At 71.7% G+C, this 21,976-nt stretch carries 18 protein-coding genes and 1 pseudogene; 9 read left to right on the forward strand and 10 right to left on the reverse strand.

What is annotated here, in order from left to right; all coding sequences use genetic code 11:
- Window positions 1-9: 9 nt before the first annotated feature.
- From AB0C01_RS22640 to AB0C01_RS22650, 3 genes are read right to left on the reverse strand one after another with little or no spacing between them, the layout of a single operon-like run.
- Window positions 10-702, reverse strand: a complete 693-nt coding sequence (locus tag AB0C01_RS22640; RefSeq protein ID WP_357240899.1) for a hypothetical protein — start codon at window positions 700-702, stop codon at window positions 10-12.
- Entirely contained in the window at window positions 699-2,213 is a 1,515-nt protein-coding gene (gene eccE / locus AB0C01_RS22645) for a type VII secretion protein EccE (RefSeq protein WP_357572049.1), read from the reverse strand. The genes AB0C01_RS22640 and eccE overlap by 4 nt, the downstream gene beginning before the upstream one ends.
- Window positions 2,214-2,245: 32 nt before the next feature.
- Entirely contained in the window at window positions 2,246-3,925 is a 1,680-nt protein-coding gene (locus AB0C01_RS22650; RefSeq protein WP_357240905.1) for a right-handed parallel beta-helix repeat-containing protein, read from the reverse strand.
- Between the two features lie 152 nt (window positions 3,926-4,077).
- On the opposite strand from AB0C01_RS22650, the gene AB0C01_RS22655 reads away from it, so the two are divergent.
- Genes AB0C01_RS22655 through AB0C01_RS22665 form a run of 3 tightly spaced genes read left to right on the forward strand, consistent with a single transcriptional unit; the run spans window position 4,078 to window position 6,223 of the window.
- Window positions 4,078-4,488, forward strand: coding sequence for a YwqJ-related putative deaminase (locus AB0C01_RS22655; protein ID WP_357240908.1), 411 nt, complete (start codon window positions 4,078-4,080; stop codon window positions 4,486-4,488).
- Window positions 4,485-4,970 carry an SUKH-3 domain-containing protein gene (locus tag AB0C01_RS22660; protein ID WP_357572050.1) on the forward strand — a complete coding sequence of 162 codons (486 nt, stop codon included), beginning with the start codon at window positions 4,485-4,487 and terminating at the stop codon, window positions 4,968-4,970. The genes AB0C01_RS22655 and AB0C01_RS22660 overlap by 4 nt, the downstream gene beginning before the upstream one ends.
- Window positions 4,964-6,223: an SseB family protein gene (locus AB0C01_RS22665; protein WP_357572051.1), complete on the forward strand. Its 1,260-nt coding sequence runs from the start codon at window positions 4,964-4,966 to the stop codon at window positions 6,221-6,223. Before AB0C01_RS22660 ends, AB0C01_RS22665 begins: the two co-directional genes overlap by 7 nt.
- Before the next feature lie 26 nt (window positions 6,224-6,249).
- On the opposite strand, the gene AB0C01_RS22670 is transcribed toward AB0C01_RS22665, so the two are convergent.
- The 5 genes and pseudogenes from AB0C01_RS22670 to eccCa all read right to left on the reverse strand — a co-directional run bounded on the left by AB0C01_RS22670 (window position 6,250) and on the right by eccCa (window position 14,883).
- The gene (locus AB0C01_RS22670) at window positions 6,250-6,798 is read right to left on the reverse strand and encodes a hypothetical protein (RefSeq protein ID WP_357572052.1); all 549 of its coding nucleotides are present in this window, start codon (window positions 6,796-6,798) and stop codon (window positions 6,250-6,252) included.
- 353 nt (window positions 6,799-7,151) lie between these two features.
- Window positions 7,152-8,288: pseudogene (mycP, locus tag AB0C01_RS22675) on the reverse strand (type VII secretion-associated serine protease mycosin); the annotation flags it as partial.
- A gap of 101 nt (window positions 8,289-8,389) precedes the next feature.
- Window positions 8,390-10,165, reverse strand: a complete 1,776-nt coding sequence (locus tag AB0C01_RS22680; RefSeq protein WP_357240920.1) for a hypothetical protein — start codon at window positions 10,163-10,165, stop codon at window positions 8,390-8,392.
- A gap of 34 nt (window positions 10,166-10,199) precedes the next feature.
- A complete protein-coding gene (locus AB0C01_RS22685; RefSeq protein WP_357240923.1) occupies window positions 10,200-10,817 on the reverse strand; it encodes a hypothetical protein in 618 nt (205 codons plus the stop codon).
- Window positions 10,818-10,926: 109 nt separating this feature from the next.
- Window positions 10,927-14,883 carry a type VII secretion protein EccCa gene (gene eccCa / locus AB0C01_RS22690; protein ID WP_357240926.1) on the reverse strand — a complete coding sequence of 1,319 codons (3,957 nt, stop codon included), beginning with the start codon at window positions 14,881-14,883 and terminating at the stop codon, window positions 10,927-10,929.
- A 136-nt stretch (window positions 14,884-15,019) separates the two neighbouring features.
- Here eccCa and eccD point away from each other — a divergent pair, with 136 nt between their 5' ends.
- The gene (eccD, locus tag AB0C01_RS22695; RefSeq protein WP_357572053.1) at window positions 15,020-16,408 is read left to right on the forward strand and encodes a type VII secretion integral membrane protein EccD; all 1,389 of its coding nucleotides are present in this window, start codon (window positions 15,020-15,022) and stop codon (window positions 16,406-16,408) included.
- A 73-nt stretch (window positions 16,409-16,481) separates the two neighbouring features.
- Here the strand turns inward: eccD and AB0C01_RS22700 are convergent, their stop codons facing one another.
- Window positions 16,482-17,273, reverse strand: coding sequence for an SUKH-3 domain-containing protein (locus AB0C01_RS22700; protein WP_357572054.1), 792 nt, complete (start codon window positions 17,271-17,273; stop codon window positions 16,482-16,484).
- A 137-nt stretch (window positions 17,274-17,410) separates the two neighbouring features.
- Between AB0C01_RS22700 and eccB the strand changes: the two genes are divergently transcribed.
- The 3 genes from eccB (at window position 17,411) to AB0C01_RS22715 (ending at window position 19,636) form a co-directional block, all read left to right on the forward strand.
- Entirely contained in the window at window positions 17,411-18,838 is a 1,428-nt protein-coding gene (gene eccB, locus AB0C01_RS22705) for a type VII secretion protein EccB (RefSeq protein WP_357240935.1), read from the forward strand.
- Between the two features lie 162 nt (window positions 18,839-19,000).
- A complete protein-coding gene (locus tag AB0C01_RS22710) occupies window positions 19,001-19,330 on the forward strand; it encodes a WXG100 family type VII secretion target (RefSeq protein ID WP_357240938.1) in 330 nt (109 codons plus the stop codon).
- Window positions 19,331-19,348: 18 nt separating this feature from the next.
- Window positions 19,349-19,636: a WXG100 family type VII secretion target gene (locus AB0C01_RS22715; protein WP_357240941.1), complete on the forward strand. Its 288-nt coding sequence runs from the start codon at window positions 19,349-19,351 to the stop codon at window positions 19,634-19,636.
- A 115-nt stretch (window positions 19,637-19,751) separates the two neighbouring features.
- Here the strand turns inward: AB0C01_RS22715 and mycP (AB0C01_RS22720) are convergent, their stop codons facing one another.
- Window positions 19,752-21,047, reverse strand: a complete 1,296-nt coding sequence (gene mycP / locus AB0C01_RS22720; RefSeq protein ID WP_357572055.1) for a type VII secretion-associated serine protease mycosin — start codon at window positions 21,045-21,047, stop codon at window positions 19,752-19,754.
- A gap of 152 nt (window positions 21,048-21,199) precedes the next feature.
- Between mycP (AB0C01_RS22720) and AB0C01_RS22725 the strand changes: the two genes are divergently transcribed.
- Both AB0C01_RS22725 and AB0C01_RS22730 read left to right on the forward strand, forming a co-directional pair.
- Window positions 21,200-21,592: a YbaB/EbfC family nucleoid-associated protein gene (locus tag AB0C01_RS22725; protein WP_357240948.1), complete on the forward strand. Its 393-nt coding sequence runs from the start codon at window positions 21,200-21,202 to the stop codon at window positions 21,590-21,592.
- Complete coding sequence (locus AB0C01_RS22730; RefSeq protein ID WP_357572056.1) at window positions 21,589-21,933, forward strand: hypothetical protein; 345 nt, start codon at window positions 21,589-21,591, stop codon at window positions 21,931-21,933. Before AB0C01_RS22725 ends, AB0C01_RS22730 begins: the two co-directional genes overlap by 4 nt.
- The last annotated feature ends 43 nt before the right edge of the window (window positions 21,934-21,976 follow it).

Here is a 21,976-nt window from a genome sequence, read left to right on the forward strand (position 1 = left end):
GCCGGACGATCAGCCGGTGCGGGCGACGGGACCGATCAACTGGTGTTCGGTGGGAGTCATGCTGAGCATGACCCACTGCACCTTGCCCTTGGTGATCAGGCCGATCATCTCCGGGTGCAGCTGGGCGAACCAGCTTTGTACGCTCACCAGCCCCAACGCGTTCGCCGCCGTCGCTGCCTCCGCCCCCGTCAGCCGCTGGAGCACCACGATGTCACTGCGGACCAGCACATCGACGTCGTAGCCACTCAGATCGTCGCGCACCACCAGGGTGGCCCGCCACGGCGCGCTGAGGCCCGTGTCGGTGGCGGTCACCGGGCCGGTGTCGATCACGACGAGCTGCGGCTCGGTCGGCGTGGCCGCGGTCGGCGGAGGGACCCCCGGCGGAAGGAACGAGGCGATCTCCCGGCCGATGACGCAGCGCCGCAGGAAGGCGTCCCACTCCTGCTCGCGGGCGGTCTGGATGAACAGCCGGGCGCCGATCCCGAGGGCACGGAAGGCGAGCAGCTCGGCGCAGCGTACGCCGCCGGTCAGCATCAACCGCGTCGGTTCGGCGCGGAACAGACGCAGCCCCACCGGCTCCTGCTGCCGGTTGCGACCGACGACGAGGCCGCCGCCCCCGGCGACCACGTGCAGGCCACCGACCGAGGCGGTGTCCGTGCGGTGCAACCCCATCCGGCTGCCGGGGAAGGCGACGCTCTTCACCGCAGGAAACCTCCGAGCGGTAGCGTGGCGGCCACGCCGTGCGCGTGCTCGCCATCAAGTCGTTGCAGACGGCCGCCATGGCGGCGGATCGCCTCGTGCAGGGCCTGGTCGGCGGCGGCCAGTGCGGCCGGATCGGCGCCCAGCAGGCGGAAGGCCACCTCCACGGCGAGGTCGTCGCCGTCGGGCCGGGTGGCGGCGATCGACACCACGCTGGCGGCGGCGGGGAGCCCCCGCAGCAACGAATCGACCTCCCACGGCTCGCGGGGCCAGTCCAGCAGCCGGTGGCAGCTCTGCTGCGCGCCCCGGGTCGACCAGGCCCGCCAGGTCTCCCGGGCCAGCATCTGGTCACCCGTCCCGCTGGGTGCCCCACCGGTCAGGTGGGTGAGGGTGGTGACGGCGACGAGCACCTCGTCCCGGTTCAGCATCCGCGCGGCCACCCGCTCCTGCCGCAACTGCCGCCGGGTCCGCCGGATCACCGCGAGGAGCGTCGGGCGCAGGTCGTGGTCGGCGTGGAAATCGGGGGTCCGCGCGGCCTGGAGCACCACCCACGCCTGCCGGCTGGCGGGCACCTCACCGTTCGTCAGTTCCCGGTACGCCCGGTTGACCGCCGCCGCGCCGGAGCGGGCACGTGGTGCCGGCGTCACCTGGATCAGCAACTGCACCACCACCGGCGGTGCCTTCTCGTCGACCGCCGGTAGGAGTGCCGCGGGAGACGGCAGCGCCTGCGGAGCGCTCATCAGCAGGGCACCCTCGGTCGGGTCGACCTCGAAGATGGCGCTCAGCCCACCCCCGTGGGTCAGCAGCACGGCCGGCTGGTCGTCGATCTCGACGATCTCCAACTCGACACCACGCTCCAGGTGGGTCAACAGGCGCAGGGCCGGCTCCGCGTCGGTGCCGGTGAGCTGCCGGCGCCGCCCCCGGAAGCCCCACCAGATCGGAAGCCACTCGTGCAGCCACCGGCCCCGGAACCGGATCACCGTCGGAGCGAGCAGCAGCACCGCCACGACGGCCACCGCGGCGGTGAGCGGCACGCCGTGCGGGGTGGCGGTGAGCACCGCCGCCGCCCCTACCTGCCACGCCAGCAGTTGGGCGACGTTCACGCCACCGACCCGGAGCCCGCGCTGGAACGGTCGCACCCTCCGGGTGGCTGCGGCTTCGGCCGTGGCTTCGCCCGCGGCGGTGGCCGGGACGTCAGCGGCGGCGGAGGGAGCCGCGGCAGTCCTCGCGGCCGGCGCGACGCTCGTCGTCTGCGCGGCCGTCGCGGCCCGTGCGCCGGCGGCCACCTGAGTGGTGTACGTGGTCCCGCTCGCCGCCCGGCCCTGCCCGCGCTGCGCAGCCTGGGTCTGCCCCGGGCCGCCGCCCGCCCAGCTCACCGTCGGCGGGGGCGCTGGTACGCCGGTCTGCTGCGGTGCTGCCACCCGTTGCCCGGGTGGCATCTGCTGCGCCGGTGGGGCACCCGGATGGTGCTGCCAACCCGGTTCACCCGGCCGTGCCGCACCCGGATGCGTCACCGCACGTCCCTCCTCACCTGGGCCGGCACCGCTCAGCGACCGATCGCGGCACGGATGTCGGCCGCCGTCACGGTCCGCAGCTCGTCGAGGCTGGGGCGCTGACCGGACTGGCGCAGCCGCTGCGCCTGCGCCTTACGTACACCCTCGAAGAGCTTGCGGGCCTCACGGGCGTTGCCGAAGTTCTGGTCCCGTTCGATGGTGGCGAAATGCGCCTGAAGCAGATCGGAGACCCCGTCGCCGAGCAGGTACTCGTCGCCGCCGGCCATCCGCTCCACGATGATGACCAGTTGCTCGGGGCTGTAGTTGCCGAACTCGATGGTCTTGGCGAAGCGGGAGGCGAGACCCGGGTTCGCGTCGAGGAACTGGAGCATCTCCCCGGTATAGCCGGCGGCGATGACAGCGATCTCGTCGCGATGGTCCTCCATCAGCTTGACAAGCGTGTCGATGGCCTCCTGGCCGAAGTCGCCGCCACTGCCGAAGGAGCGGGAGAGGGTGTACGCCTCGTCGATGAAGAGCACCCCACCTCGGGCCGTGTCGAACGCCGCGGCCGTCTTCTCCGCCGTGTGGCCGAGATACTGGCCGACGAGGTCGCGCCGGGACACCTCCCGGAAGGCCCCGCCGGGCAGCGCACCGAGCGCCGCGAGCAGCTCGCCGTAGATGCGGGCCACTGTGGTCTTACCGGTGCCGGGGGCACCCGCGAAGATCAGGTGATGGCTGACCGTGCCGACCGGCAGCCCGGCGCTGCGCCGCCACTCGTTCACCTGGATCTCGTCGATGACCCCACGCACCTCCTCCTTCACCGACTCGAGGCCGACCATGGCCGCAAGGTCGGCGAGCAGCTTCTCGGTGCGTTTGGTGTCCTGCTGGGTGCTGGCCTGGGCCGCCTCGGCCCCGAAGGTGGCCCGCCGGCTGGTGGTGCCCTCCACGATGGTCGGTGTGGCGCCCTCGGCCACGTCGATCGCCGGCTGCGCGGTGTTCTCGGTGGTGCACTCCTCGACCGTGCCGTGGCAGCCACGGGCAAAGGAGACGGCCGGGCCGCGGGTGTCGCGGATCCGGCACCGACGCAGCACCGGGGCGCTCTGCTGCACCACCGCGACGCCAGCGTGCCCGGTATGGGAGATGTCGCAGGCCTCGATGGTGGGCCGGGCGTACTGGTAGATGTAGATGCCCCGGCTGCCGCAACGGGTGATCGTGCTGGTGCGGATCGTCGGGGCGGCGCCGATCCGGAGGATGATGCCGTCCTCGCTGAGGTCGCTGAACTCGCACCCGTCCACGGTGCCGTCGGAATCCTCGACGACGAGCCCGTAGCGGGCGCCGGTGACCCGGCAGCGGGTCAACGTGAACTCAGACCGGCTGGCCACCGAGACGGCCGGGCCGAAGCCGGCGCTCAGCTCGCACCCGGTCATGCTGAGCGTCGCCCGGTCCACGGCCACGACAGGTGCGTCGCCGGCCTTGAGGACCAGATCACGCAGCTCCAGGCGGCCCGAGTTGCAGGACACCGTGGGGTACGCCCCGGACGAGGCGTCGATGGTGACGGTGCCGGCGCCCTGTGCGGCGACGATGGTTATCGCGCGGTCGTTGACGAACAACGCCTCGTAGTAGGTGCCGGGGTTGACCGAGACGACGGCGTCGTCGTCCGCCACCGTGAGCGCGTCACCGATGGTGGGGTACGCGCCGGGCTGGTCCGGGGAGACGAGAAGGGTGCGCGTCATGGCTCCGGCTTCATACGGCAGCGGAAGGGTTAGGCCGACGATATCCCAGGCGGTCGACACGGGGGGAGCCCCCGTGGTCGCGACCGGCGATCGTGCACGATGGCGGGGCCGATCGATGCGGCGGTGGGCCGTTAGGCTCGGGTTCACACGCAGTGCCGGAACCAGGAGCGGGAGGACGGATGGCGGAAACCCGGATGTTGCCGCTCGCCGCGGGTGCGTTGCTGGTCGACGGAACCGTCCACACGCACACGTCGGTCCGCGGTGACCTGGCACCCGACCTGCACCCGGTGATCCGGCGGTTCCTGCACGAACTGCCGACCGGGCAGCGGGAGCGGTTCGCCGGCTGGTGCGCCGAGGTCGTGCTGCTCTCCGACCGCCTCTACGCGGCCGAGGCCGACGGCGGGCCGATCAGCTCGGCCCGGGCCCGCGCGCTGTTGTGGGGGGCGAAGGTGCGGGTGACCCGGGTCCGGGAGGAGGGCGACCCCCGCCACGGTGAGGTGCAGCCGCCCTGCCGCTCGTGCGCGGCGCTGCTGGACTGGTGTGGCGTGGAGGCGCTGGGATGAACGACCGCTTCCCATCCCTGGTGGCCGAGACGCTTGAGGTTGCCGGCTGGGTTCCGGGCCGCCGCGACGACGACCGGGCGCGACAGTGGGCGCTGCGGCTGGCGGCCAGCGCCGCGCCGGACGGACGGCAGCACACCGTCGTCCGGGCCGCGGTGGAGACGTACGCCGAGTTCGGCGGCCTGCTGGTGCGCCCGCAGGGCGACGGCGAACAGATCGCGCCCAGCCCCTTCCACCTGGATCCGTTCCTGGTAGGCCAGTCGGTGGACACCCTCGCCGCGCTCGCCGCGGCAATCGGGGCGCCGCTCACACCGATCGGCGAGGAGGGCGACGGCACCGGCATCCTCGCGATCGACGATCAGGGTCGGGTGTTCGTGCTGGACCACGGCGGTGACTGGTTCCTCGGCGAGCACGTCGACGAGGCGATCACCGCGCTGGTGCTGGGCCGGCAACCCCGCCGGGTACGCCAGGACGGCACGTGGTGATCGACTGGCGGCCGGCGACGCCGACGGAGGGTGCGCTGCTGGCCGCCGCCGAGGCCGCGGACCGGGACACGCTCCTGGCGACGCTGGCCGGCGCTCCGCTGCTGCTGCCGGTGTCACCGGAGGCGGCGGCCGGTCGCGCGCCGATGGCCTGGCCGACGGGCCGGCACGACGGGCGGACCCACGTCATCGCGTTCACCTCACCCGAGGCGATCGCCGCCTGCCTGCCCGGCCAGTCGGTCAGCTACCGCGCCCTCAGCGTCCAGGACCTGGCAAGCGGCTGGCCGGACGACGACTGGCTGCTCGCGGTCGACGCCGGGCTGCCGATCGGCGTGCAGGTCACCGCCGGTGAGCTGCACGTGATCGCCGGTCCCGCTCTCGAGGCCGAGCGAGACCTGCGCGACGCGATCGCCGGGCAGGAACCGGACGCCCTGATGGCGGCGCTGCTCCGCACGGAGCTGCTGGTGCCGCTGCGGCCCGGGGGGTCCGAGTCGAGGGACCTGTCCGATCCGGACTTTCCGTGGCTGTGCCTCTCCGACGAGCAGGGGCAGCCCTGCCTGCCGGTCTTCACCGCCGAGGTGCGGCTGCGACAGGCCCTCGGCGACCTCGACCTGGTCGCGGTCAGCAGCCTCCACCTGGCCGAGCAGTGGCCGGACCCGTCGTGGCAGCTCCTGCTCAACCCCGACACCCCGCTGGCGGCGACGCTGCCCGGCGAGGCCGTCCGAACCCTCCGGGACTGGCTTGGTCAGCTACGGCGGGTGGTCACCGACGCCGCCGAGGGGGAGCGCCAGCACCTGGAGACGGCCGCGTACGCCGAGCCGGCCACGGTGGGCGTACCGGCGCAGCGGACGCCGCCGGACGAGGACGACGAGCCCGATCCGGACCCGGACCTGCCGATCCGGCTGCAACTGGTGATCCCGCACCGGTACCTGCCGTCCTACCTTGACGACGGTTACCAGCGGGCCGCCGGGCTGGTGCACGCCTGGGCCGGCCCGGGCCGGGACACCCCCGCCCGGCTCTACCGGCGCCTCGGCCTGCTCGGCGAGGGCTCGCCGTTCGCGGAGTCCGACGAGTGGACGGCCGTGCTGCGGTGGGAGCCCAACCATGACACGCCCGAGGACTGGGGGCGCGGCCAGCCGCGAATGGAGTCGCTTGTCGTGCCGGACGGGACGGGCCTGCACTGCCTCCACCACGACGGCCGGGACGAGTTGCTGGCCCGCTTCGACGCGGCCACCGGGCGCTGGCTGCCGACCTGACCGCGGAGCGGCTTCCACGCCGGTTGTCAGCGTCGATTGCCGGCGAACCAGTCCTTGGCCTGCCGACTCTTCAGCAGGACGAGCGCCACCCCGGCGAGCCCGCCCACGACCAGGGGCGTGACCATCGTCGGCTGGAAGTCGAGTTTGCCCGTCACGAGTAGGCCGACCAGGAAGACGGCGAAGAGCCCGAAAGTGAAACTGGCCGGCACCCGCAAACCCTCGGGACCCAGCCCGCGCCAGGTGAAGACCATCCCCACCACCGTCATGAACACCAGCAGCAGGCAGAGCGCGAGGACCACCACGGCGAGGATGATGATCAAGAACACGCCGTCGCCCTCGGCCCTCATCATCGCCACGAAGAAGGCGATGCCCGCGACGAGCCAGGTGACGGCCACGGGGACCATCAGCAGGATCGCCGCGATCACCGCCGCCGGCCGCCGCCCGGCTGTGGGCGGCACCGGCACACCGGACGGTCCGGCAGGCGGGGATACGGCCCCCATCTGCGGCGGCGGTACGGGGTTGGGCGGCGGCACGGCGCCGGGAGGAGGTACGGCACCGGGCGGGAGGGTCGACATCTCGTCTCCGTTGGTCGTCAGGTGCCCGGCCGACGCCAGCCGGCCTCACCGGTCGGCTCCGTCGGGTGGGTCGACTGCCCGCCCTGCGGGGGCACGCCCGGGGCTGGTGCCGGGGGCTGCGGTGCGGGCGGGTACGCCGATCCGCTGGATGGCAGGTGCGGTGCCGGCGGGTACGGCGTTCCGGGGGCTGGCAGGTGCGGCGCAGGCGGGTACGGCGTACCGCTGGCTGGCAGGTGCGGTGCCGGCGGGTACGGCGTTCCGCTGGATGGCAGGTGTGGGGCGGGCGGGTACGGCGTACCGGTGGCGGTGGCTGCCCCGACCGGGGTGGGAACCTCTGCCGAGGATGCCAGGGTCCGCTTGCGGCGCCGCCGCCGCAAGATCAGTACCACCGCCGTCGCCACGAGGCCGAGGACGGCGAGTATGACTGCCAACTGGAGCACCAAGGTGCCGTATCTGTTATTCGACTCCCTTGAGGACGGGCGGGCCAGGGTCGGGTCGGCCTCGGGCTCCTCGGCCGCCTGGCTACGACTGTTACGGCCGTCCGGCTCACCGGTCAGCGCCTGGCGCAGGTTGAGCAGCCCCCAACCGTAGTCGGGGTCATGACCCGGCTTGCCGGCGTCCTTGCTTGTCTCCATCATCCGCTTGAACAGGTCGTACGACTTGAGGTCCGGGTACTTCGCCTTGACCAGGGCGACCGCGCCGGAGACGAGCGCGGTGGCGGAACTGCTCCCGCCGGCCATCTTGTACCCCCCGTTGCGCTCCGCGGCGTACAGGTCGTCAGCGGGCGCGGCGAGGTCGGTCTCCTCGGCCGGGATGTGGGCGATTTTGCTCAGTTGCCCGTTGCGGTCGGTGCCGGTCACCGCGATCGCGCCGGGGTGGTTGGCCGGGCTGCCGATGATCACGTCCTTCTCGTTGCCGACGCCGGCGACGACGATCACCCTCTTCTGGTACGCCCGCTTGACCGCTCTGTCGAGGTCGACGTTGTTGGAGCTGCTCAGCGAGACGTTGATGACGTCGGCGCCGTGATCCACCGCCCAGTCGATCCCGGCTGCGATCGCGACCGGCTCGATGATCGACACACCCTCGCGACCCTGCACGGTCACCGGCAGGATCTTGGCCTTCGGTGCGACGCCGAGCACGCCTTCGCTGCCACCCGAGCCGTGCCCGTGCCCGGCGATCAGGGACGCCATCGCGGTGCCGTGCCCGTGCCGGTCCTCATGTCCCTTGCTCTTGTCGTCGTAGAAGTCCACGCCGGGAAGCACGTTGTTCTTCAGGTCCGGGTGGCTGGCGTCCACACCGGTGTCGACGACGGCGACCGTGATGCCCTCACCCTGGGTGATCTTGTGCATCTCGGTCAGCTCAAGGGCGTCGATGTACCAGGCGTCCTTGCGGTCGATGGCGTGTGCCGGCGCGACCGGGACGACCAGGGCAGCCAGGACGCTCAGCGTCAGTGCGGCCACTGCGGACGCCGGACGGGGAACGAGGCGCATCTGCGCGTACCTTCCTCTGTGGGCCGTCGAGCGGCCGGTTGGACGGTCACCGCATGGTACGGGCCGGCCACCCATGGTGTGGTGACCGGCCCGTCCGTGTGTCAACCCTGACCGAGCGCCTTACCCTGCTGCTGCGGTCGGTGCTCCGTTGGTGCCTCGATGGTGCCAACCGCGGCCGAGTCGGTGGTCCAGAGCTCGTCGTCGCCCTCGCCGTACTCCCAGGTCTCCTGCTCGTCCTCCGCCCGGCGCGCTCCGGGGCGGGGGCCGGGGACAGCCGGGCCGCCCCGGCGACCGCCGAGCGACGGCGCCGGCCCGGTGGTGGGAGCCGGACGCGCCGCGCCGCGACCGGTGAGATCCGGACGGGCGCCCTTGCCGGGGGTGAGCGGGCCACCACCGGCACGAGTGCCGCCGGTGCTCGGCGTGGCCGGACGAGCCGCACCCGGAGAGCCGCCGCGCTGGCCGCCGAGGCTCGGCGGTGGCGACGCCGGTCGGCCCGGAGTGCCTCCTGTGCGCTGGGGACCGGCGGTGCTGCCCGGCAGGCGCGGACTGGCCGGCGGGGCCGACCGGTTACCGAGCCCCGGCGCGCCGGGACGGGATCCGCCCGGCCGGCCGGCACCGGTGTTGCCAGGCAGGGTGGGTCGGTTCGGCGCGGCGCCCTTCCCCGGGCTCCCGCCCGGGCTGCCACCACCGCCGGGCAGGGTGGGCCGCCCAGGCGCGGCACCGCGCCTGGGCGGGCTTCCGCCGGGGTTGCTCGCGCCGGGCAGGGTGGGTCGGCTCGGTGCCGGGCCACGGGTGCCCGGGGTGGGACCGCCGGCTCCCGGCAGCGTGGTGCGGGGGGTGCCGGGCCGACCGCCGGTGTTCGGCGCGTTCGGACGCGGACCGCCCAGGCCGCCCGGCAGCACCGGCGTCGGAGGGGGCGGAACTCCTGGCGTGCCGGTGACCGGCGGCGCCACGGGCGGCGGCCCCGGCGGCGGGGGAGGGGCGGTAATGGTGCCGGCGAGCCCCACACCGTCGGGCAGGCCGTCCGGCGGAGGCGTTGGGGTGGGCAGGGCTGTCACGTCGGGCCGGTTCGGCGCGTCGGGCCGGTTGGGCGCGTCGGGCCGGTTGGGCGGGTCCTGGCGGATCCGCCCGTCAGCGGTCATGTTGACTGCCGCCGGGCCCGGCCCGACCGGTCCTTTCGGGCGAGACGGACGCGGGATCTGGGACGGGTTGATGACGACTGCGTTCGTCGGCCCCTTGTAGGTGCCGCCGCGGGAGATGTTCGAGATGTAGACGTCGATGTAGAGGTCCGCGAGCGGCTTGACGATGTTCTTCGCCCGCTCGTGGAATTCTTTCTGCACATCGGAGACCGTTTTGGGGTTGTTCAATCCAAAGATGTCGCCCAGCGAGGTGCTTTCGGCATCCTCCTTACGCTGCCGGGCTTGGTTCTCCTGCTCTGCCTTGTATTCCAGCCAGAGCTTGCGCATCTCGGTCTGCGTCGTCTGGATCTTGCTGGCGATCTGCTCCAGACCGCTGGCCGTCTTGTCGGCGACGTCCTTCCACTCGTCAAGCGAGTGGAGGGCAGCGCCGACCTTGCCCATGAAGACCCGGCCCGCCGGTGACCGCCACTTGGCGTCCAGCGAGTCGGCGTGCCGCTTGAGGTTTTCCCGTGTCGTCTGCAACAGAACGCTTGTCCGCCGCCAGGTCTCGGCCAGGGCGACGGTGCGCTCGTCGCTCTCCTTGCGGGCCTGCTCCCACATGGTCTCGATCGTGAGCCCGTCCCAGGCTGTGGGTTCGTACGGTGCGGCCCCGGCGGCCCGATCCGCGGCATAGTCGTCCGGGACGCCGGTGTAACCCGGGGTGTAGCTCGGCGTCCATCCGTAGTATTTGTCGCTCATCCCCGCTCCTCCGCGTCCCGTTCCCCGCCCACCATCAGGACCGCAGGTCCGGGCGGGCCACCTGGTCGCCGTACATCTGCTCGTTGTCGCCCTGGACCGTATAGGCGCCGGTGCCCTCGCCGATGGTCTCCGACTTGTCGATTTCCGGCGTCGCCTCCGGATCCTGACTGTTATTGGCTTCCGGGGCGAAGTAAGCCTCCGGATCCAGGACCTCCGGCGGGATCGCCTTCGCCGGGTCCGAGGTCTTCTTGTCGTCGCCCTGCCGCCAGAGGTCGTCGAGCGTCTTCTGACCATCGACGGCGGTGAAGGCGTTGTAGATGTCGTCCGTGTCGGCCTGGGCCAACGCGTCTCCGGTGCGGTATTCGCTGGCGATTGACATGGCAGCCATCTGCAGCGACACCAGACCCTTCATCGCGTCACCGAGCATCTTCCCCACCGCCACGCGACTGTCGTCGTGCCGGACACGGAAGAACGCGCCCTCCTTCATCCCACCCGCGCCGAACGGCGCCTGCACGGTGAGCATGGGGCGTACACCGTTCTCGAAGCTGGGCTTGAAATGCTCGTTCAGCTCTTTCTCAATGGCCTTGGCAAAGTCGATCAGCTGCTGGATGTCGACGTCGATGTCCTCGCCGACGAGCCACTCGTCGCCCATCTGTCTCCCCGTTTCGTCCACATGCCGACACCGCGGCTGTGTCCCGAGCCGCGACATTCACAGTCCACTCTGGCCGAGGGTAGCGTCATCGGGCAACCCCGTAGTGTGGTCAGGCTCGCGACGGAAGGTTCACCAACTGCACGAGCCGGGTGCCCTCCCGCCGCGTGACCAGCCAACCTCGGCCGGGTGGCAGCGGCCCGGGGCGGACGGTGCCGAGCAGAACGCCCTCGTCCCGGTTACCGGACATCACGATGCCCGGCGTGCTGATTTCCCGCATCCGCATCAGCACCGGCTCGTACAGCGCCCGGCTCGCACCGCCGGTGCGGCGGGCGATGACCAGGTGCAGGCCGATGTCCCGGGCCTGGGGCAGGAATTCGAGCAGCGGCGTCAGCGGGTTGCTGCCCGCGCTCGACACCAGGTCGTAGTCGTCGACCAGGACGTAGAGGTCCGGTCCCTTCCACCAACTGCGTGCCCGCAGCTGGTCCGGCGTCACGTCGTTGGGAGGGATCCGGTCCCGCATCACCGCGGCGACCTCGGTGATGATCTTCTCGGTGAGCTGGGCCGACGAGCCGTACCCGATCAGGTGCGGGCTGGTGATGTCGCCGAGCATGCTGCGCCGGTAGTCGACGATGACCAGCCGGGCCTCGGTCAGCTCGTGGCGGTCGACGATCGTTTGTGCCAGCGCCCGCAGGAAGGTGCTCTTGCCGGACTCGCTGTCGCCGAAGAGCAGGAAGTGCGGGTCGGCGGCGAAGTCCAGGTGCACCGGTTGCAGGTCCACCTCGGCGATGCCGACCGGCACCCCGGGGCGACCGGTGGCCGGCAGACTGCCGTGCGGGACCACCGGCGGGAGCTGGCGGATCGGCGGCGCGCCCGGCCCCTGCCAGGCGCCGGCCAGGTCGTTCACCAGCTTGCGGGACCCCTCGGGCAGGGTGTCCGCCTCCTGCGCGCCGTCGGTGCGGGGCAGGGCGGCGAGGAACTGGTGCCCATCGGCGGTGATGCCTCGGCCGGGTGATTTCTCCGGCACGTTCATCGCGGCCCGACGGTCCAGGGCGGAGTCGCCCGCGTCAGACAGCCAGAGCTCCAGCCGGGTGCCGAAGACGTCCCGAACGGCGGGACGCAGGTCCATCCAGCGACCCGCGGTGACGATCAGGTGGACGCCGAAGGAGAGACCGCGGTTGGCGATGTCGTTGATGGTCGGCTCAAGATCTTCGAACTCGGACCGGATGCTGGACCAGCCGTCGATGACAAGGAAGACGTCGCCGAACGGGTCGTCGTTGTGCTGGCCGTGCCGACGGGCCCGCCGGTACGCGGCCATCGAGTCGACCCCGCGCTCGCCGAACCGCCGCTCCCGTTCGCCCATCAGCAGTTGCAGCTCGGCGACGGTCCGGCGGACCAGACTGGCATCGAGACGGGTCGCCACCGCGCCGACCTGCGGCAGGTCGCGTAGCGAGGAGAGCGCGTTGCTGGTCAGGTCGAGGCAGTAGACCTGCGCCTCCCGCGGTGTGTGGGTCAGCGCCAGCGACGTCACGATCGTGCGCAGCACGGTGCTCTTGCCACTCTGCGGACCGCCCACGATCACCGCGTGGCCGGCCGAACCAGCCAGGTCGAACCAGAGCACGTCCCGCCGCTGCTCGAACGGCTTGTCGACGATGCCGACGGCCACCTGCAACTCGCCCACCAGGCCGGCGTGCGCCACCGTCACACCCCGGGCGGGGTCGGCGGTCAGTGGCGGCAGCAGCTGATCCAGCGTCGGCGGATCCGACAGCGGGGGCAGCCACACCTGGTGGGCCGGCGCGCCCCGTCCGGTGAGTCGGCCGACCAGGATGTCCAGCACACTGTCGCCGCCCGTGTCGACCGGCTCCGGCGTCGTCTCCTGGGCCTTACGGGTAACCGGCGGCGCGACGTAGGCGGTGCTGTATTCCCGCACCCGCTCCTCGCCGTCACCGGCGGCGACCGCCTCGGCCGTCTTGCTGCGGTAGGTGCCGGAGACGTACGCGGCCTTGAAGCGGATCAGTGGTTCCATGCCGAAGCGCAGGTAGCCGTGGCCCGGTGAACGGGGCAACTCGTACGCGTCGGTGGCACCGAGCACCACCCGGCTCTCCATCGCCGAGAAGGTCCGCAGACCGATCCGGTACGACAGGTGGGTGTCCAGGCCGCGCAGCCGGCCCTCCTCCAACCGCTGCGAGGCCAACAACAGGTGTACGCCGAGCGACCGGCCGACCCGACCGATCTGCACGAACATGTCGATGAAGTCCGGTTTGGCGGTGAGCAGCTCGGAGAACTCGTCGCAGATGATGAGCAGGCTCGGCAGTGGCGCCAGCGGAGCACCCGCGGCCCGGGCCTTCTCGTAGTCGCGCTGCGAGGCGTAGTTGCCGGCCGAGCGGAGCAGCTCCTGCCGACGCACCAACTCGCCGTTGATCGAGTCGGTCATCCGGTCGACGAGCGGCAGCTCGTCGGCCAGGTTGGTGATCACCGCGCTGGTGTGCGGCAGGGCGTCCAGCCGGGTGAAGGTCGCGCCGCCCTTGAAGTCGATCAGGACGAGGTTCAGGTTCTCCGAGCTGTGCGTGACGGCGAGCGCCAGCACCAGCGTGCGCAGCAGCTCGGACTTGCCGGAACCGGTGGCACCGATGAGCAGGCCGTGCGGCCCCATGCCGTCCTGCGCGGACTCCTTGAGGTCCAACTCGACCGGGATCCCGTCGACGCCCACCCCGATCGGCACCCGCAGCCGGTCCCGGTTGGGCCGGGGCTGCCAGGCCAGTTCCATGTCGAACTCGTACGGGTCGCCGATGTTGAGCAGTTCGGCCAGGCCCAGCTCGCTGGTGAGCGGGGCGTCGCCGCCGCGGGACGCGGCCGAGAGACGCAGCGGGGCCAGCTGCATGGCCAGCGCCTCGATCTCCGCGACCCGGCACCCGTCGGCCCGCCCGATCTCCGCCTGACCATCCACGGTGGTGCTGTGCAACTGGCCGTCGGTGCCCACCTCCAGCACGAGCCGAGCCCGGTCCAGCACCCGCGGCGCCGGGTTGGAGAGGTCGAGCAGGGTGACGCCCTCCACGCCACCCTCGGTCATCAGGTGGTCCGACCCGGCGGTGTCGCCGCCGTCGATGACGACCAGGAGATGCGGCCCGCCCGACTGGGGGGACCCACCGGACGAGTTGAACCGGGGCCGGCTGGCCAGCACGTCGTCGAGCATCGCCTCCAGCCCGGTGACCGAGGGCGCGACCAGCCGGAGCTGACCGAGCGCGTCGGTGCGGCTCGGGTGCAGCGCGTGCGGCAGCCACTTCGTCCACTCCCACGCGCCCCGCCGGTCGGCGGCGACGCAGACCGCGACGAGCATGTCGTCCGGCGCGTGGAACGCGGTGGCCTGGGCGAGCACCGCCCGGACGAGCCCTCGGACCGCCTCGTCGTCACCGCGCAGGTGGACCCGGGCGAACCCGTTGAGCGCCATCGTCACCGGCAGATCCGGCACCTCGCCGTACGTGGTGAGGAAGCGGCGCAGCGCCAGCGCGCACATCGGCTCCAGCTTCTCCAGCGACGTCGCGGGCGGCGGAACCAGCGGCGTGGCCAGCTCCTGCGGGCCAAGACCGATGCGTACGGTGGCGAAGTCCACGTCGCCGCGCCGGCGCTCCCACAGCCGTGGCCCGAGCGGGACCGACCACAGCGCGTCCGGGTCCGGATGCCGGTAGAACGCCGCCTCGCGCTGCTTCTGGACCGTCTTGAGCACTCGCCGGCGCTGCCGCGACAGGTGCGTCATGTACTCGCGTCGCTTCTGCAGCATCTCCTGCTTGCTCGGGCCGCCGGAGTTGTTGGTGAGCTGGGAGCCGAGCATGCCGATCGCGGAGAGGCCGAAGAGGCCTCCGGTGACGTAACCGAGGGTGCTGCCGCCTCGGCCGGCGAACATCAGCGCCATCGCGAACGAACCAGCGAGCATCGGCAGCATCATCATCATCTGGCCCCAGGCACGCCCGCTGGGCGCGGGCACCTCGGGTGGCGCCTCCAGCAGGACCTCGCCGGACGGGTACTCCGGCTCCGGCTGTCGGGCCGGGCGTTTCACGACGACCGTGCTCACCTATCAGACCTCCCCGCTGGGGTCCGGACCCGACCGGACCGAACCGGCGCCCGCGCCATGGCACATGGTAGGTAGCCTTCTCTCGTCATGACAGCCGCGGGCCACGTCGGCCCGCTCCTCGTTCGAGGGGTCGTCAGTGGTCACCCAGGCCGGAACCGGACTCGCGCGCATCGCCGTCGTCGCCCCCAACCGGCGGCTTGATCTCGCTCTACCCGAGCATCTGCCGCTGGTCGGGCTGCTCCCCGCCGTCCTACGGCAGGCGGATGAGCACCCGTCGGACGGGACGGCACACGGTGGCTGGATGCTGCGCCGCACCGACGGCACCACTGTGGACCTCAATCGTACGCTCGCCGTACAGAACGTTCGGGACGGCGAGACGCTGCATCTCGTGCCGCGCCGCACCGACTGGCCGGAGCTGGCGTACGACGATCTGATGGAGGCCGTCGCGGCCGGCGCCCGCCGACGCGGGGTGGCCTGGAGCCCGCTCGCGACCCGGCTGACGGGCCTGATCGTCGCCGGTGTGCTGCTGCTGCTCGGCCTGGTCGTCATCGTCACGTCCGACGAGCCCGGCATGCTCGGCGGCGTGATCGCCCTCGGCACCGCCGGGGTGCTGCTGCTGGTCGGGATCGTGCTGTCCCGGGCGATGGCCGACTCCCTCGCCGGGGCCGTGGTCGCCGCGGCCGGCCTGCCCTACGCCTTCGTCGGCGGCGTCCTGGTGATCGGGACCGGCGAGTCCGTCTGGGCGCTCGGCGCACCGCACGTGCTGCTCGGTTCCGCCATCCTGTTCCTCACCGGCCTGCTCGGTTTCCTCGGGGTGGGCGACGCGACCCGGGTCTTCGTCGCGGCGGTCTTCGCAGGTTTCTGGGGCATGCTCGGCGGCCTCTTCGCCCTCGGCACGATGGACGCGGCGCAGGGCGCGGCGATCATGGTCAGCGCGGTGACCCTGCTGCTGCCGGCGATGCCGCTGCTCGCCGTACGACTCGGCAAGATGCCGATGCCGGCGCTGCCGCGCACCGCCGAGGACCTGCTGCGCGACGAGCCGCAGCCCCGGCGCGAGCTGGTCTATCAGGCCACCGCCCGGGCCGACGAGGTCCTTACCGGCATGATCTTCGGCTCGTTCCTGGTCACCGTCGGCTGCCTGATCGTGCTGACCGCCCACGGCTCGGTCGCCGCCCTGCTGCTGGCCGGTGTGGTCGCGCTCGGTCACCTGCTGCGGGCCCGGCTGGTGCCGACCGTGCGGCACCGCGTGCCGCTGCTCGCCGGGGGTCTGGTGGGGTTGGCCCTGCTGCCCCTGGTCGGCGCGGCCGACGCCGGGACCGGGCTACGCGTACTGGCCGTGCTTCCGGTGGCGGTGGTCGCGGCCGGGATCTCGGTCAGCGCCGGGCTCGCCTACAGCCGTCGTGCCCCGTCGCCCCGGCTGGCCCGTCTCGGGGACACCCTCGACATCCTGCTGCAGTTGGCCGTGGTGCCGGTGGCGTGCAGCGTGCTGGGCCTGTACGCGTTCATGCGAGCGCTGAACGGCTGACGCGAACGTCGGCGCCGACGAAGAGGTCGTCCACGCTGCGCGTCCCGTCCGACGATCACCCGACTCTGCTCGATCAGGGCTGGCGGTCTGAGTACCATTCGGGCATGGGCGCCGGCTCGTCCCAGGTGAGGTCGCTTGCCTCCGGCATGTCGCCACCGCGGACGAGCTTGACGATCGCGGAGTCGATGTCGGGGCCAACGAAGAAGTCGTCGGCCCAGTGCAGCATGAAGACCCGCCCCTGGGCGTCGATGACGAGTTCGGAGGGCCCGTCGGCGTTGTTGCCGAGCGGGTAGACGGGGTTGTCGAACTCCTCGGTGAAGATGCGGGCATCCTCGGCGAGCACTCCACCGCGGGTGGGGTGGATGTAGCTCCAGTAGCCCTCTTCTGGCTCGCCGAATCCGCCGAACTGGGGCAGGCGTAGCCCGCCGAATTCGACGAGTGCGGCCCGTGCGGCGGCGGAGAACTCCAGGCCGTCGAGTTTGTCGGCGAAGCGGGTCAGCCAGTTGTTGACGGAGGCGGTCATGTCGCGGCCGGGGAACCAGCCGGCCTTGTCCAGTACCGCTCGGACGTCCGGCGGGAAGCGGCCCTCGGCGGCGCGGCGCTGCGCGTAACGCTTGGCAATTGACGCACCGGCCAGCGAAGGCCACTCGGACAGCTCGCCGGTCTCCCGGTCGATGACGATTGTGGGCTGTCCGGTGGCCGACGGTGGTCGGGGTGGTCCGTTCGTCGGCTCTGGCCGGGGTTCGCGGCGGGAGACGACGAAGCCGAGGTCGAACTCGTACATGTCGACCTCGGGCGGCGGACCGGGGTGGCCGGCGGCGGCCCACTCACGGGCTCGGGCCAGTGCCTCGTCACGACTGATCATCGGAACTCCTCGCGTCGTGGTCGTCCTGGTCACCGGCCCCGGCCGGATGCCGGCACCACAGCGGTCGACGCGGTGCCTATCGTAGGCACCGCGGTCCGGCACCTGTCCGTGCCGACCGTACGCCAGGGGGAGGTGCCATGCCGTCACGGCGGGACCAGGTCCAGTCGTACCAGTTCTTCGTCCAGCGGATGACGTCCGCGCTCGTGGCGCGCGAGCCTGATCCGGAGGCCGCGCCGTTCCGGCGGCTCGGCGGCGCCGGCCTCGCGGGCATCATGGTGGCGGTGCTCTGCCTCGCCGCGGTGGGCGTCTACGGGTTGCTCCGCCCCGGTGGCGCCACCAAGTGGAAGTCGGCCGACTCGGTCATCCTGGAGAAGGAGACCGGCACGCGGTACGTCTACCGGGACGGCCGCCTGCACCCGGTGGTCAACTACTCGTCCGCGCTGCTCGCGATGGGGTCGGCGGTGCCGACCATCTCCGTCTCCCGCAACTCACTTGTCGGTACGCCGCGCGGGCCCCGGATCGGCATCCCGAACGCACCGGACGCCCTGCCCGACCCGAAACGGATCCTCACCGGCCCGTGGACGCTCTGCACCCAGCCGGCGCGGGACCAGGCGGGTGGGACCGTGGCCACGACGGTGCTCACCCTCGGTAGAGCACCCAACGGTGGGCGCGAGATGGGCGACACGGCGCTGCTGGTCAAGGACACCACGACCAAGCGGTTGCACCTGGTCTGGCACGACCACCGGTACGAGATCCGCAACCAGGCGGTCGTCCTCGAAGGACTGACCATGACCGCGGAACCGGTGGTCGAGGTTGGCGGGGCGTGGCTGAACGCGTTGCCCGCCGGTGAGCCGATCGGCTCCGAGGACGTGGCTGGCCGCGGCGAGTCGTCGGCCGCACTGCAGGACGCCCGGGTCGGCCAGATCTTCGTCGTGCAGAGTCAGAACGGCAGCCGTCAGTACTACCTCGCCAACCGCGACCGGCTGCGTCCGCTGACTCCGCTGCAGGCAGACGTGCTGCTCGCGGACCCGGAGACACGGCAGTCCTACCAGGGCGAGTCGGCTCCTCAGGCCCTGACGCTCGGGGCCGGGGCCGCCGCGGCGGCCCCCAAGGCGCCGCCTCCGGCCGAGGGGCGGCACCGCGCACCCGGCGAACGCCCCGACATCGCCCGGCTGACCGGTGATCAACCGGCGATCTGCGCCGCCTACCGTCCGGGGCAGGATGAGCCGACCCTGCTGTTGGACGCGCAGGTGCAGCCGGTGAAGGAGCCGGTACGCACCGCCGAGCAGACCGGCGACGGCATCCCGCTCGCCGACCGGGTGGTCATCGAGCCGGGGTACGGCGTCCTGGTTGCCGCCATGGCGTCACCGGAGATCACGACGGGCACCCTGAGCCTGGTGACCGACCTGGGCTACCGGTATCCGCTGGCGTCGAAGGAGGTGTCGGAGATGCTCGGCTACCGCGGTGCGCGACCCGTCGAACTGCCCGCGAGTCTGGTCGTCCGGCTTCCGGCCGGCCCGGCGCTCGACCCAACCAACGCGAAGCGGGCACTGGACCCGGAGTGACCGGTGCTGCCACAGTGGAGGTAGTTGCGAGTCTGAATGCGGCCGGCCTAGCGCGGGCTGGACATGACCCGTTACCGTTCGTAGAGCAATGGCGCGTCAGCGCCACAATAGAGGCTGCCCCCGGCGATGGGGGGCTATCGATGAGGACGGGGGTGACTCACCATGTCGATGGGTACCGACACCGGCTTGATGGTGAAGACCGAGGGCGACGTAGATGCCGTCGCGGATCGGCTCACCGGTAACCTGAACCAGCTGATGGACCAGCTCGCACCGCTGTACGACCAGTGGAAGGGTGCCGCTGCCGGCTCCTTCCAGGAGGTTCGGACGAAGTTCGACGAGGACATGGCCCGGTTGAACGTGGCGCTGCGGGCGATCGCCGAGGCCGTCGGGTCCGCCGGTAAGGACTACGACGTCAGTGACGACGAGCTCCGGTCCGAGATGACCTCTGCCGGCGCTTCTGCCGGTCAGATCACCGCAGCGCTCAAGCTCTGACGGGGGAGGAGTTCCGAAATGGAAATTCGTTACAACTTCGGTGCACTGAACGCTGCCGCGGACAGCTGCGGCGGTGCCGTGCGGAATGTGACAGGTGAGCTCGAAGGGCTCAAGTCGGGCATCGCGCCGCTGCTCGCTACCTGGGACGGTGACGCCCGCGAGGCGTACTTCCGTCGGCAGAGCGACTGGGAGGCGGCGGCGAACGACCTTCGTGACCTGCTCGGGCGCATCGAGAAGACGCTGCGCGAGTCGGCGGCCAGGATGCAGGCCCGTGAGGCCGCGAACCGGGCGAAGTTCGGCGACTGAGCCCGACCGTACGAAGCGATGGCCCGGCCGCGTGCCGGGCCATCGTCGTTCGCACTGTCGTCTGTGCCGCGACTGCCGGGCGTCGTGACGATGCGTGTCGGCCTCGGGCGGGCCGTCAGCCGCGGGGCAGCGAGGTGGGCACCCGGAAGAACAACTCTTCGGGCTCGTCGATCTCGCCGACCGGAGTCGGCGGGGCCGCCGGCCGGGTCGGTCGCCACCGCAACCGGCGTCCGCGCGGCAGCAAGGAGGCCATCGCGCCGATGGCGAGCGCGATCACTGCGACCAGCAGCCCGACCCAGAGGGCCACCCGGCCGAAGACGCTCCACCGCTCCGAACGCTCCTGCGCCGCCGCGTCGAACGACGGGTCGGGCATCGGGGGTTGGGCAACCGGCGCGTCATTGGTCAGCCGTTCGGTCACCGCCCGGTACGGATTCAGCAGGCCACGCCCGTAGCCCTCCCCGGGGCCACCACGCGCCGGGTCCACCGTCGCGAGGAGACGGCGGCTGACCCCCTCTGCGGGCAGGCCGGGTTCGGCAGCACGGATCAGGGCGGCCGTTGCGCTCACCAGCGGGGTTGCGAAGCTGGTGCCGCTCCAGACGTCGTGGCCGGCGAGGCGGGTCGCCGCCACCACCGCGCCGCCAGGGGCCACGAGGTCGACGTACGGCCCGACCTGCGACTGCTTCACCCGCACGCCCTCCTGGTCGATGGCGCCGACCCCGATCACACCGTCGTAGGCGGCGGGGTAGGGCACCGGATCCGGACGGTCACCGTTCTGGTGCAGGTTGCCGGCAGCGGCGACCAGCACGACGTCGTGCTCCCGCGCGTACTTGATCGCGCTCTCGACGGCGGGGTCGGGGCGGTAGAGCGTCACGGACATGTTGATCACGGCGGCACCGTCGTCGACCGACCCGCGGATGGCCTGCGCGAAGACCTCCGCGGAGACACTCTGACCCCGCGCCTCCTCGCCCTCGTTGCCGGCGCGTTCGCTGACCCGGATCGGGATGATCGTTGCGTCCGGGGCCAGGCCGTGGAAGCCGACGCCGTTCTGCGGGCGGGCGGCGATGAGGCTGGCGACCGCGGTGCCGTGCGAGACACAGTCGACGTTGCCACCGGGTGTCCCACGCAGGGAATCGAAGCCGGTGGCCACCCTGCCGCTCAGCTGCGGGTGGGTGTCGTCGGTGCCGGAGTCGATGACGGCCACCTTGACGTTGACGCCGGTGCTGAAGGGCCACACCCGTTGCGGCGCGAGCCACCGCTGGTGCCATGGCGTCTCGCTGATGACCTGACCCGGATCGCTCGGGTTCTTGCAGATCGCCGGGGCCGCGACAGCCCGAACCGGCACGCCGAGGATTGTCGAACCCATCAGCGCCACCACCAGAGCAGCGGCGGACGTACGACGGTCGAGACCCATTCCGCGCTCACCTCCCGTCACTACGGCGCCGGTGCATCGTAACGATCCTCGGACGATTACCGGATCCCCGATGTCGCGTCGATTCAGTATGGTCGAGGTGTCACGCCGTTGGCGGGTTGCGGCGGCACGTGGACGTGCAGGGGGAGGACGCCATGGACACGCAAGGACTGCGCGCTCGGGCCGACGAGCTGATGGCCCAGTTCGAGCGGATGCGCTCGGGCGTGGGTGACCTTCAGCAGCGGCTCAAGGCAGTGAACGCCACCGTCACCTCCGAGGACGGCTTCGTCTCGGTGACGGTCGGCCCGCGTGGTCAGGTGGTCAAGGTGGAGTTCGACCCGCGCATCTACCGCCGGCCAAACTCGAAGGAACTCTCCGCCACCGTCACGGAGACGATCCGGAGGGCCACCGAGAAGGCGATGACCGAGGTCGAAGAGCTGATGCGGCCCTTCGTGCCGGACAGCCAGTTCCAGGCGTACATGGGCCACGACCTGGACGGCATCTTCCGTCAGCTGGACAGCGAACTTCCACGGGAGGACGACCGATGACCGACGCAGACGAGACTTTCCTCAAGCCCGACGCCGCCCGGGCTGGTGCCCAGCGGCTCGGCGTCGCCGGCGCGACACTGGCCAGCCGTTGGGCGCAGCACGCCGCCACTATCTCGTCGTTGAACGCCTCCGCCCCCTGGGGCACCGACGAGCCGGGCCAAGGCTTCAACAAGCACTACCTGGAGGGTGGCGACAAAGCCCCCGCCACCAACGTCCTGAGTGGGGGAAAGGCCATCGTGGACCTGATCAAGGTGCTGGGACCGGACGTCCTCAGCGCCGTCGATGGAACGGTCGAGGTCGACGACATGGTCGACAAGTGGTTCGGCGGCGACGGTAAGTAACGTCCGACCTCCGAGCGGTCTGGTGAGGACAGAGGGGCAGAGC

Origin of the sequence: Micromonospora sp. NPDC048905 (assembly GCF_040649655.1) — a bacterium.
Classification (GTDB): Bacteria; Actinomycetota; Actinomycetes; order Mycobacteriales; family Micromonosporaceae; genus Micromonospora.